Annotated in this window: 9 protein-coding genes and 1 pseudogene; 4 read left to right on the top strand and 6 right to left on the bottom strand. The window is 74.7% G+C overall.

Annotated features, from left to right (window positions below; translation table 11 throughout):
* The first annotated feature begins 42 nt into the window (after positions 1-42).
* On the top strand, positions 43-2,415 hold the full coding sequence (gene treY / locus ACFWRV_RS09475) for a malto-oligosyltrehalose synthase (protein ID WP_384330701.1): 2,373 nt from the start codon (positions 43-45) through the stop codon (positions 2,413-2,415).
* A gap of 97 nt (positions 2,416-2,512) precedes the next feature.
* Here treY and ACFWRV_RS09480 read toward each other — a convergent pair whose 3' ends face one another.
* From ACFWRV_RS09480 to ACFWRV_RS09490, 3 genes and pseudogenes are all read right to left on the bottom strand, one after another.
* Positions 2,513-3,577, bottom strand: a complete 1,065-nt coding sequence (locus ACFWRV_RS09480) for a cytochrome P450 (RefSeq protein ID WP_384330704.1) — start codon at positions 3,575-3,577, stop codon at positions 2,513-2,515.
* Positions 3,578-3,624: 47 nt separating this feature from the next.
* Positions 3,625-3,840, bottom strand: coding sequence for a hypothetical protein (locus tag ACFWRV_RS09485; RefSeq protein WP_384330707.1), 216 nt, complete (start codon positions 3,838-3,840; stop codon positions 3,625-3,627).
* Positions 3,841-4,289: 449 nt separating this feature from the next.
* Positions 4,290-4,847, bottom strand: a pseudogene (locus ACFWRV_RS09490) (FHA domain-containing protein); the annotation flags it as partial.
* Positions 4,848-5,044: 197 nt separating this feature from the next.
* Here ACFWRV_RS09490 and ACFWRV_RS09495 point away from each other — a divergent pair.
* A complete protein-coding gene (locus tag ACFWRV_RS09495; protein ID WP_384330710.1) occupies positions 5,045-5,470 on the top strand; it encodes a hypothetical protein in 426 nt (141 codons plus the stop codon).
* Positions 5,471-5,506: 36 nt separating this feature from the next.
* Positions 5,507-6,418, top strand: a complete 912-nt coding sequence (locus ACFWRV_RS09500; RefSeq protein WP_384330713.1) for a GNAT family N-acetyltransferase — start codon at positions 5,507-5,509, stop codon at positions 6,416-6,418.
* On the opposite strand, the gene ACFWRV_RS09505 is transcribed toward ACFWRV_RS09500, so the two are convergent.
* On the bottom strand, positions 6,390-7,520 hold the full coding sequence (locus ACFWRV_RS09505; protein ID WP_384330716.1) for an alpha-L-fucosidase: 1,131 nt from the start codon (positions 7,518-7,520) through the stop codon (positions 6,390-6,392). The two genes, ACFWRV_RS09500 and ACFWRV_RS09505, sit on opposite strands and share 29 nt — an antisense overlap.
* A 15-nt stretch (positions 7,521-7,535) precedes the next feature.
* Entirely contained in the window at positions 7,536-8,930 is a 1,395-nt protein-coding gene (locus ACFWRV_RS09510) for a GH1 family beta-glucosidase (RefSeq protein ID WP_384330718.1), read from the bottom strand.
* Between the two features lie 170 nt (positions 8,931-9,100).
* Between ACFWRV_RS09510 and treZ the strand changes: the two genes are divergently transcribed.
* A complete protein-coding gene (gene treZ / locus ACFWRV_RS09515; protein ID WP_384330721.1) occupies positions 9,101-10,861 on the top strand; it encodes a malto-oligosyltrehalose trehalohydrolase in 1,761 nt (586 codons plus the stop codon).
* 159 nt (positions 10,862-11,020) lie between these two features.
* Here treZ and ACFWRV_RS09520 read toward each other — a convergent pair whose 3' ends face one another.
* Positions 11,021-12,169 (bottom strand): M24 family metallopeptidase, encoded by a 1,149-nt coding sequence (locus ACFWRV_RS09520; protein WP_384330724.1) that lies wholly within the window; start codon positions 12,167-12,169, stop codon positions 11,021-11,023.
* Positions 12,170-12,179: the final 10 nt, after the last annotated feature.

A 12,179-nucleotide genomic window follows, 5' to 3' on the forward strand; every position in this document is an offset into this window, starting at 1 on the left:
CGGGGTGACACAGATCGCCCCGGGCGGGGTACGTAGGAGTCCATGACGCCCTCCGCCACGTACCGGCTTCAGCTCCAGCCCGACTTCCCCTTCGCCGCCGCCGAGAAGGCCGTGCCCTACCTCGCCGCGCTCGGTGTCTCGCACCTCCACCTCTCCCCCGTCCTGGAGTCGGTCCCCGGCTCCACCCACGGCTACGACGTGGTCGACCACAGCCGGGTCCGGGCGGAGCTGGGCGGTGAGGAGGGGCTGCGCTCGCTCGCCTCGGCCGCCCGGGAGCACGGGCTCGGGCTGGTCCTGGACATCGTGCCCAACCACATGGCCGCCTCGCCCCGGCACAACCGCCGGCTGTGGGAGGTGCTGCGCGAGGGCCCGGACTCCCCCTCCGCCCGCTGGTTCGACATCGACTGGGCGGCGGGCGGCGACAAGGTGCTGCTGCCGGTGCTCGCCGGGCCGCTCGGCCAGGAGCTGGAGCACCTGACCGTGGACGGCGAGGTGCTGCGCTACCACGACCTGGAGGTCCCGCTCCGGGCCGGCACGGCGGACCTCCCGCTGCCGGAGCTGCTGGAGGAGCAGCACTACCGGCTCGGCTGGTGGCGCCTGGCCCGCACCGAGCTGAACTACCGGCGGTTCTTCACCGTCCCGGAGCTGATCGGGGTGCGCGTCGAGCACCCGGAGGTCTTCGACGCCACGCACGCCAAGGTCCTCGAACTGCTCCGCGACGGCGTCCTGGAGGGGCTGCGCATCGACCACCCCGACGGTCTCGCCGCCCCCGCCGCCTATCTGGAGCGGCTCAACGAGGCCACGGAAGGCCGCTGGACGGTGGTGGAGAAGATCCTCACCGCCGACGAGCACCTCCCGCCGGACTGGGCGGTCGCGGGCACCACCGGGTACGACGCCCTGCGCCGGATCGACGGGCTGTTCACCGACCCGTCCGGCGCGGCCGAGCTGCTGGGCCGCTACCGGGAGTTCGCGGGCCCGCCCGGCGACCGGGGCGGCGACTGGACGGCTACCGTGCGCCGGGCCGCGTACCGGGTGGCGACGCACGAGCTGGCCGCCGAGACCGCGTGGCTGACCCGGCTCGCGGCCGGGATCTGCGAGCGCGACCCCGCGCTGCGCGACCACGCACCGTGGGCGCTGCGGACAGCGATCCGGGAGCTGCTGGTGCGGATCCCGGTCTACCGGCCGTACGTCACGGCGGGCGAGCCGCCGACCCGGATCGCCGAGGAGACACTGACCGGGACGGCGGTACGGGAGGCGAAGGCGGTGTTCTCCGTGCCGGAGGAGGCGGCGGCCGTCGACGTCGTACGCGATCTGGCGCTCGGACGGCTCGGCGGCGGTGAGCAACAGGCCTCCTTCTGTGCCCGGTTCGCGCAGACCGCGTCCGCGCTGCACGCCAAGTCGGTGGAGGACACGGCGTTCTACCGGTACGTCCCGCTGGTCTCGGCCACCGAGGTGGGCGGCGACCCGGGGCAACCCGCCGTGTCACCCGCGGAGTTCCACGCGTTCGCCGCGCGGATCGCCCGCGACTGGCCCGCCACCGGCACGGTCCTGACCACGCACGACACCAAGCGCAGCGCGGACGTTCGGGCCCGGATCGCGGTGCTGTCGCAGTGCCCGGAGCGGTGGGCGGTGCTGGTGGCGGAGCTGACGGCGGTGACGCCGCTCGCCGCCCCGGACCCCCAACTGGCCTGGGCCGCGTGGCAGTCGGCGTACGGCTGCGCGGAGCTGCCGGCCGACGAGCTGGGCGGGCGGCTGGAGCCTGCGCTGCTGAAGGCGGTGCGCGAGGCGGGCCTGTTCACCAGCTGGACGGAGCCGGACCCGGCGTACGAGCGCGCGGTGTCGGAGTTCGTCGCCGCCGGGCCGGGCAGCGGGGCGGGCGTGGCCCGGCGGATGGTGGCCGAGTTCGCGGACGCGCTCGCCCCGCAGGTGCGGGCCCAGGTGCTGGGGGCGGCGCTGGTACAGCTGACGATGCCGGGGGTGCCGGATCTCTACCAGGGCACGGAGCACGAGTACCTGGCCTTGGTCGACCCGGACAACCGACGGCCGTTCCGGCGGCCCGAGGTCCCGGACGAGAAGCAGGCGCTGACGACGACCGCCCTGGGGCTGCGCCGCGAACTGCCGGGTGTGTTCGGTGAGTCGGGGACGTACGAGCCGTTGGAGGCGACCGGTCCGGCCGCCTCCCATCTGCTGGCGTTCTGCCGGTCGGGCGAGGTGGTCACGGCGGTGACCCGGCTGTCGCTGCGGCTGGCCGAGGGCGGGGGCTGGCGGGACACCGTGCTGGAGCTGCCGGACGAGGGCCCCTGGCGGGACCTGCTGTCGGCCTCGCCGGGCCGGGAGTTCACGGGCGGCACGGTGGTGGCGGGCGAGCTGTTCGCCGAGCGGCCGGTGGCGTTGCTGCGACGGGTGCGCGACTGACGGACCGGGGCCTGGCCGGTATCCCGCCGCTGCCGTCAGGGCGCCTCGCCCGGAGACCGGCGCGCGGCAACCGATGACCGATAACCGGTGACCGCCGTCAGGACGGGTGTACGAGCAGGGTGCGCGGGCCGCGGGTGAGCAGGCCGCCCGCCACGGGGCGGAAGCCGTCGGCCCAGCGGATGCCGGGCATCGCCGTCAGCAGGGCGCGCAGGCCGTGTTCGGCCTCCAGCCTGCCGAGGAGGGCGGCGGGGCAGCCGGCCGGACCGATGAGCAGCGGGTCGGCGTCGGCGCGCAGCGGGTCGAACCGGTCGGGTGCGGAGAACCGGGCCGGGTCGCGGCCCGCCGCGCCGATGAGGCAGGCGACGGGCGCGTCGGCGGGGAGCGTGCCGCCGGTGACGGCCACCTCGGTACGGGTACGGCGCAGCACGATCTGGACGGGCGGATCGCGGCGCAGCGTCTCGGCCCAGGCCCGCCCGAGCAGCGTCGCGGAACCTTCCCCTCCTGCGTCTCCGGCTGTTCCCCCGGCCGCGCCTCCGGCCGTCGCGACGGCCGTGGCGGCTGCCAGCAGGTCGGGGTCGTCCAGCATGTTCGCGAGGAACGAGGCGAGGGCGTGCTCGCGGAGCCCGGTGGGGCCGGAGCAGTCACCCGCTCCCCCGCCCCGGTGGCGGGTGGCCCGGGGCAGGGTGCTCAGGTCCGGATAGGAGAGCCCGGCCGCCGCGGCGGCGGCCCCGGCGGGCAGCCACCGGCAGAAGTCGGCGACCAGATCGGCCCGGTCGCGCCCGGCGATCCGGCGGGCCAGGACGTACGCGGTCCGCTCGACGGCGGGTTCGGCGGTGCGCCACGGCACGGCGGGCGGGGCGCAGACCAGGCTGCCCCGGCAGAGGCCGAGCGGGACGGGGGCCCGGCCGCGCGGGGCCCCGTCGTGCGGGTAGCCGGTGAACCGGGGGTCGGTGAGGGCCAGGGCCACGTCCACGTACCGGCTCAGTAGCCAGGCGCCGAGGTCAGGGTCGTAACCGAGCGGGTAGTCGGTGCGCAGCAGGCGGTAGAGGCGCAGCCGGTACGGGTCCGTGGTGGCCCCCGGAGCCAGAAGTCCCGGCTGCCCGCCCGCTATCCGGTGCGGGCGACGGGCGGCGGGCAGCGCGTCGGGGCGGTCGACCGGCATCCCGCGCCCCCTGGAATTCGGTGCGCCGGTGGTCGGCGCGCGCCCTCTCAGCGGACCACCGACGGGGGCGCACCGCAGTCGGCGTACGGCCGTTCGGGTGAGAGCGCGGCGGGGCGCGGGGCGCGGATCCCGGCAGTGGGCAGGGCGCCGAGCAGTTCCGTGAAGGCCGCCGCCGCCCCGGTCGGCGCCACCCGGGAGAACACGCCCAGCGGGCGCAGCCAGGACGGGCCGACGCCAGATACCGCGCAGCCCTCGCCGATCACGCTCCGGACGAGGTGGGCGAGGGCCGCGCCGGCAGCACTGACCCGGACCGGCAGGGCGGGGGCAGGCGAGGCCGGGGCGACGCAGGGCAGGGCGAACGCGGGGCTCAGGCCTCCTGGCGCGGGGGCTCGGGCGGGCCGGAAGCCGGGCCGGGGCCCGAAGCCGAGCCAGGGCCGGAAGCCGGGCCGCGAACCGATCCGGGGTCGGGAGCCGAGCCGGGGCCGGGGCCCGAAGCCGAGCCGGGGCCGGAAGCCGAGCCGGGCCCGGAAACCGAGCCGGGCCCGAAAGCCGGGCGGGGCACCGAGCCGGGGCCGGGCGGCGGCAGCTCGGGCCCCGGCGACGGAGGCTCGGGTGCGTGCGACGGCCGCTCGGGCGGCGCGGCGGCGGCCGGCCGGGCTGCGAGAGGCGGCGCGGCGGCGGCCGGCCGGGCTGCGGGAGGCGGCAGTTCGAGCGGACGGTGGGCCGGGGCGGTGAGGCGGAAGCTCATCCGGCCGAAGCTCACCTGGTCCCCGTCCCGCACCGGGATCGAGCCGACGAGCCGCTGGCCGTTGACGCAGGTGCCGTTGGTGGAGCCGAGGTCGCGCAGCAGCCAGCGCCCGTTCAGCGCGTGGAGTTCGGCGTGCAGCCGGGAGACCGTCTCGTGGTTGAGGCGCAGCCCGTTGGCCGGGTCGCGGCCGATGAGCAGCGGATACGGTCCGGGCACGGGGAGCAGCAGCTTGGGGAGCCGCTCGGTCTGCCAGGCACGGCGCAGCCGTCCGGGGAAGGCGGAGATGCCGCCCACCGCGCGGACCAGTCCCTGGGACCAGTGACCGCCGGTGTCCAGGTCGGAGGTGAGGGCCGCCAGCTCCTCCGGACGCCGGGCGACGAGGGCGAGTTCCATGCGCCGCATGAAGGTGTCGTGCGACAGCTTGCCCTGTGCGGCACCCTCTCTGAGCACGCCGAGGACACGGTCGCGCTGGGCGTCCGAAAGCCGCGCGGGATACGTGTGGAACTCGAAGGAGGATGTCACGTCGACGATTGTCGGGCCGAAGGGCCCGGAGTGTCCAGACGAGGCCGTGTTTCCTCCCGCCCTGACCTGCGCCGCTGCCACACGGACCGCCTTGCTGACGTCTGCGGCTCACTGATCACCAGGAGACCGTGTGCCCCTGCGCCCTCCCGCTTGACGGTCCGTCCGCTGACCGGACCCGGCGAACTCAACCTGTTCTGTTGCCTTTCGACCCGGTGGCGCGGGACACCGTCGAGACCCGGATCGCTGTGATGGAGGCGACCGGGGCGCTGATGCGGAGGGAACGGCGGCGGCTGGAGTGGCGGACCGGTACGCCGGTGCCCGGGGCGGCGGCCGACCTCGGCAACGTACCGATGGCGAAGTCCTTCGAGCGGGCGTTCACCATGGTGTGGGACGCGGAGAAGGGCGAGGACCGGGGCCAGGGCTGGCGCTGGGGCGTGTCCGAGGCCGGTTCCCGGATATTCGGTGGACGGCGGGTGCGGGCGGCGGCTACCGTCTGCACCGACGTCCGACGCCCGTCGTGGAAGGAGGCGAGAGACATGCGCGCGAACAGCCGCACCACCAACCGCAGTACGTCACTCTCGCGCTCCCGTCCCGTCCACCGGGCGGTGTCGGACCTCGTCTGACCGGGAGCGCGGCATTCCGTCCCGGAGGACACCTTCATGACCGATCCGGTCATCCGCGCGCTCACGCCGAGCGACGCCGCACTCTTCACCACGTTCCCCGACAGCCCCCACGTCGGCCGGGCCGCCTTCGGCCACCGCTACACCTCGACCGCCGACGGCGGCGAGTACCGCCCCGAGTGGTCCTGGGTCGCCCTGCGCGGCGACACCGTGATCGCCAGGGCCGCCTGGTGGTCCGGGCCCGACGACACCGAGCCCGTCGTGCTCAACTGGTTCGACTTCGCGGACGGGGAGGCGGAGGCGGCCGCCGAACTCCTGCGCCGCGCCCCGTTCGACAAGGAGTACGAGCTGATCGCGCCCACCGGGTGGCGGGACGACCCGGCGGTGCGGGCCGCCGTCGAGGGGCGGGTCGCCGCCGCGACCGCCGCCGGCATGAAGCCGTTGGTCGAGCGCTACCGCTATCGGTGGACCCCCGGCTGCCCGCTGCCCGAGCGGACGGGCCGGCTCACCTTCCGCCCGGAGCCGGACGACGAGGTCATCCTCGACGTGCTGCGCCGCGTGCACTCGGCGACACTGGACGCCCACGCCCGCAAGGCCATCGAGGGACCCGGAGGTCTGGAGGCGGCGGCACAGGAGGAGTTGGACTTCTTCCACTGGTGCCCCTCACCGAGGGAGTGGTGGCAGCTCGCGTACACCCCGGACGGCGAGGTGGCGGGCATCCAGGTGCCCGCGCACAACCCGTCGGGGCCCTGCGTCGGCTTCATCGGGGTCGTGCCCGAGGCGCGCGGGCACGGGTACGGCTACGACCTGCTGGTGGAGTGCACGCGCTTCCTGGTCGAGCGGGGCGCCGAGTTCGTCGCGGGGGCTACGGACCGGGGGAACGTGCCGATGGCCGCCGCGTTCGCCCGCGCCGGGTACCCGGTCACCCAGGAGTGGATCCATCTGGCGTGAGGGCTCCGGCCTCCTCGGCCAGCCAGTCCAGGCGGCGTCGCTGCTCGGCGGGGATCGTCGCGTCCTCGCCGCGCGGACCCACGTTGAGCAGGACGTTCCCGCCGTCGGCCGCCGTGTCGCGGACCAGTGAGGTCAGGGCCTCGCGGCCGATGAAGGCGTCCGGTGCCGAGGCCCGGTTGTAGCCGAAGCTGTGGTCGACACCCCGGGTGATCTCGTACGGGTCGGAGCCCTCGTACCGGGCGTACTCGGGGGTGCGGAAGTCGAAGACGGGCGGTGTGCGCGGGACGAAGCCCTCGCCCTGCGCCACCGTCCGGCGGTCCCACCAGTTGTACAGCGCCTTCGCACCCGGCAGACGCAGGCCCCGCCAGTGCGGTGCGTAGGGCAGCAGGCGGTCGTTGACGACGCCGTGCGGGACGGTGAAGCGGTAGAAGTCGACCAGCGAGCGGATCCCGTCGGCGGCGGCCGGCCAGGCGATGTCGTTCCAGAGGATGTCGGGGCGGTAGCGGCGGATCAGCTCCCGCATCTGCTCGTCGGCGTAGGCGGGGTAACTGCCGCGCGGGACGGCGGAGAACATGTCGGCGGCGGTGCCGATGGGCCGGTCGTCGAAGGTCCAGTCGAGTCCGCCGGAGTAGTAGACGCCGAAGCGCAGGCCCTCGGCCCGTACCGCTTCGGCGAACTCGCCGACCACGTCCCGGGTGGTGTGCCAGCCGGTGCGGTGCGGATTCTTCGTCCCGGAGGGCCAGAGGCAGAACCCGTCGTGGTGCTTGGTGACGAGGACCGCGTAACCGGCCCCCGCCTCCCGGAAGGAGCGGGCCCAGGCGGCCGGGTCCCAGGTGGCGAGCCCGTCCTCGAAATCGTGGCCGAAGTCCGTGTAGGGGCGCTTGCCGTAGGTGGCGCGGTGGTGGGCGGCGACCGGGGAGCCGGGGAAGCGGAGCGCGTTCTCGTACCACTCCGCGTACGAGGTCCAGCCCAGCGGCGCACGCCGGCCCGCCGCCGGGAGGTCGGCGGCGGGGACGTAGGGCGGGGCCCAGCCGGGGACGGAGGCGGGTGTCCAGTGAACGAAGATCCCCAGCCGGGCCCGGGACCACCATGAAGCGACCATGGCGGGAAGTATTGATCACTCGGGCGGCGTCGCGTAAGCCCTTTCGGCCGCCGGATCCCGGTGGTGCGTCTTCTGGGCGTGGATCAGGTCGCGGTACCAGGCGTAGGACCGCTTGGGCGTGCGGGTCAGGGTCTCGTAGTCGATGTGGACCAGGCCGAACCGCTGCGAGGCCCCCTCCGTCCACTCCACGTTGTCGGTCAGCGACCAGGTGAAGTAGCCGCGAACGTTCACCCCCGCGTCCATCGCCGCGCGCAGGGCGGTCAGATGGCTCTCCAGGTAGGCGATGCGGCGGTCGTCGGCGTGGGGCTCCTTGAGGGCGCAGCCGTTCTCGGTGATGTACAGGGGCGGGAGGCGGTCGCCGTAGCGGGTGTGCAGCGTGGTGAGGATCTCGGTGAGGCCTTCGGGGACGACGGGCCAGCCGAAACCGGTCTTCTCGTACCCCTCGATCTCCCGGATGCCGAAGGGGAGTTCGGCGGGCATCGTGAAGCCGGAGAAGGTCTCCAGGGCCTCCGGCCGGGGCGCGCCGACGAGGGTCGGGTTGTAGTAGTTGATCCCGTACCAGTCGAGCGGGGTGGAGATGACCTTCAAGTCGTCGGCGACCGGGCCCGGCATCAGGGCGGCGAGGTTCTCGTCCGGGTAGCGGCCGGTGAGGACGGGGTCGGCGAAGAGCCAGTTGGTGAGGGTGTCGTACAGCTCCGCGCCGAAGCGGTCCTCGTCGCTGTCCCCGGCCGTCCAGACCGGGGCGTGCGAGAAGGCGGCCCCGATGTTGTCCGCGCCCGCCGCGCGCAGGGCGCGGACGGCCAGGCCGTGGGCGAGGAGCTGGTGGTGGGCGGCGGGCAGGGCGTCGAAGAGCAGGGTGCGGCCGGGGGCGTGCTCGCCGAGTGCGTAGCCGAGCAGCGTGACCTCGGCGGGCTCGTTGACGGTGATCCACATCGGGACCCGGTCGGCGAGGCGTTCGGCGACGATGCCGGCGTACTCGGCGAAGCGGTGGGCGGTGTCCCGGTCGAGCCAGCCGCCCGCCTCCTCCAGCGGGAGCGGGGTGTCCCAGTGGTAGAGGGTCGGTGCGGGGGTGATGCCGTGGGCGCACAGCTCGTCGACGAGCCGGTCGTAGAAGTCGAGCCCGTCGGCGTTGACGGCTCCGCTGCCGCCGGGCACCACGCGCGGCCAGCTGACGGAGAACCGGAAGGCGTCGGCGCCGAGCCCGGCCAGCAGGGCGACGTCCTCGCGGTAGCGGGCGTGGAATCCGGTACCCCGGGTGGTGTCGGTGCCGTCCTTGATCCGGCCGGGGAGCGCGGCGAAGGCGTCCCAGCCGGAGGGGCCCTTGCCGTCCGCGTCCACCGCCCCCTCGGTCTGGAACGCGGAGGCGGAGGCTCCCCAGAGGAAGCCGGGCGGGAAGATCGGCAGGGTCATCGCGGCCTCCAGCAGCCGTACGTGGGAATCCGTATGAGCGGGCGCCTCGCCGGGCAATGATCAGGACCAGACCTTAATGGCCGGTGGCGGGCGGCAACAGAGTCCGTCGCGTGGATCGTGGAGCCCGCCCCGGGCGACCGCGCGCCCCGCCCAGGGACGAGGAGTGGTGGATGCAGTTCGAGGTGTGGGCCCCCGATGCGGACTCGGTCGTGCTGGAGGCGGCGGACGTCCGCTCCCCGATGGAGCGCGACATGGGGCGTGACGGCTGGTGGACGGCCGAGGCGGAGGCCTCGGACGGGGACCGGTACGGCTTCCGGCTGGACGACGGGCCGCTGCTGCCGGACCCCCGCTCACGCCGTCAGCCGGACGGGCCCGACGGCCCGAGCGCGGTCGTCGACCAGGAGGCGTACGCCTGGCGCGACGGGTGGGCGGGGCGGCGGCTGAACCGGGCCGTGCTGTACGAGCTGCATGTGGGGACGTACACCCCCGAGGGCACTTTCGACGCGGCGGCGGCCCGGTTGGGCCATCTGGCGGAGCTGGGTGTCACCCATGTGTCGCTGATGCCCCTCTGCCCGTTCCCGGGCGTCAACGGCTGGGGGTACGAGGGCGTCTCGCTGTGGGCGGTGCACGAGCCGTACGGCGGGCCGGAGGGACTGAAGCGCTTTGTCGACAGGGCGCACGGGCTGGGCCTCGGGGTCGTCCTGGACGTCGTCCACAACCATCTGGGCCCCACCGGCAACTACCTGCCCGCCTTCGGCCCGTACTTCACCGACACCCACCACACCCCGTGGGGCGCGGCGGTCAATCTGGACGCGCCCGGCTCGGACGAGGTGCGGGCGTTCCTGCTGGGCAGCGCGCTGGCCTGGCTGCGCGACTACCGGCTCGACGGGCTGCGGCTGGACGCGGTGCACGCGCTGGCCGACACCCGGGCGCTCACCTTCCTGGAGGAGCTGTCGGCGGCGGTCGACGCGCTGGCGGTGGAGCTGGGGCGGCCGCTCGGGCTGATCGCCGAGTCCGATCTCTGCGACCCGCGCACCACGACCCCGCGCCCGGCGGGCGGCCTCGGGCTGCACGCCCAGTGGAACGACGACTTCCACCACGCCCTGCACACCGCGCTGACCGGCGAGTCCCAGGGCTACTACGCCGACTTCGCGCACGCCCCGCTCGCCGCCCTGGCCAAGACGGTGACGTCGGCCTTCTTCCACAACGGGACGTGGTCCAGCTTCCGGGGCCGCACCCACGGCCGCCCGGTCGACGTGACGCGAAGCCCGGCGCACCGCTTCGTCGGGTACGCGCAGACGCACGACCAGATCGGCAACCGGGCGCTGGGCGACCGGCTGGCCTCCTCCCTCTCCCCCGGCCTCCAGGCGTGCGCCGCCGCCCTCGTGCTGACCGGGCCGTTCACCCCGATGCTGTTCATGGGCGAGGAGTGGGGGGCGCGCACCCCGTGGCAGTTCTTCACCGACCACACGGACCCGGAGCTGGCCGAGGCCGTACGCAGCGGCAGGCGGCGGGAGTTCGGGGAGCACGGCTGGGCAAAGGAGGAGATCCCCGACCCGCAGGACCCGGCGACCCGGGACCGTTCCTGCCTCGACTGGGCCGAGCCGGAGCGCGAACCGCACGCACGGCTGCTCGCCTGGTACCGCGAACTGATCGCGCTGCGGCGTACGTTGCCCGATCTGCACGATCCGGACCTGGCGTCGGTGAAGGTCGCCTTCGACGAGGACGCGCGTTGGTTCGCGTACCGCAGGGGCGATCTGCGGATCGTGGTCAACCTGGCGGACAAGCCGGCGGCGATCCCGCTCGGTCTCGGACGCCACCGCCGTTCCGGCGGCCGGGTGTTGGCCGCGTGGGAGCCGGTGGAGGCGCCGGGGGCGGACGGGGTGCTGCACCTGCCGCCGGAGTCGTGCGTGGTGCTGGCGGACGACTGACCGGGAGCCGACGGCGGAGCGGGCCGAGCGGCCGGACGCGGCGGGCGCCCGGCCGCTGCCCCTCCCGTACGACGTCCCGCACCGCTTCCGGGACCGCGAGCCGCCCGACGGCTCAGCCGGGCGGCCCGGGCCCTCCTCGCCCACCGGCTCCGGGGCGTCCTACTCCACGACGGCCAGCTCGCGGGCGGTGGTGTTGAGCCGCCGCCCGCCGTCCTCGGTCACCGCCACGATGTCCTCGATCCGGACGCCGAAGCGGCCCGGGAGGTAGATGCCGGGCTCCACGGAGAAGCACATGCCGGGCACCAGCGGCTGCTCCTCGCCCTCGATCATGTAGGGCGGCTCGTGTGTGGTGACGCCGATGCCGTGGCCGGTGCGGTGGATGAACCGGTCGCCGTAGCCGAACTCGGTGATCACCGCGCGGGCGGCCCGGTCGATCTCCTGGCAGGCGACGCCGGGCCGGACGGCGGCGCAGCCGGCCTGCTGGGCCTCGCGGACGATGTCGTGGACCCGCTGCTCCTCGGCGGTGGGCTCACCGACGTGGACCGTACGGGAGGTGTCGGAGCCGTAACCGTGCTTCAGGCCGCCGAAGTCGAGGACGACCATGTCGCCGCGCTCGATGGTGCGTTCGCCCGCCTCGTGGTGCGGGTTGGCCCCGTTGGGGCCGGATCCGACGACGGTGAAGTCCACTTGGGAGTGCCCGAACTCCCTGAGCAGGGCGGCGAGATCGGTGGCCACATCGACCTCCCGGCGGCCGGAGAAGCGTGTCTTCAGGATCTCCGCGTACGTGGCGTCGGCGGCGGCCCCGGCGGCGGTGAGCCTCTCCAGCTCGGCCGCGTCCTTCACGGCGCGGAGCATCGGGAGGGCTTCGGTGAGCGCGGTGTAGGTGGTGCCGGGCAACTCCCGCTGGAGGCCGAGCAGATGCATCGCCCAGGCGTTGTCGCTGACGGCGAAGCGCCCCTGGGCGTCCAGCAGCGGGGCGGTCACCGCGTACGGGTCCTTGCCGTCGGTCCAGTCCCGCAGGGCGAGGGCGGGCGCCCCGGTGGCGGCCGCCGCGTCGGGGGCCTCCAGGGTCGGGACGACCAGCACCGGGTCGTGGCCGGCCCGCAGCACGAGGAGGGTGAGGCGCTCGGTGCTCACAGGGCGGTAGCCGGTGAGGTGGACGAGGTCGGGCCCCGGCGCGACGATCACCCCGGCGAGCCCGGCCTCGGCGGCGGACTCGGCGGCCCGTGCCATCCGGGCCCGGTAGTCGTCGGCGGTGAAGGGCGGGGGCGGTGCGGACTGCTGGGCGAACGGGCTCGGGCTGGACATCAGGCCTCCT

This window comes from Streptomyces sp. NPDC058576, assembly GCF_042718715.1.
Classification (GTDB): Bacteria; Actinomycetota; Actinomycetes; order Streptomycetales; family Streptomycetaceae; genus Streptomyces.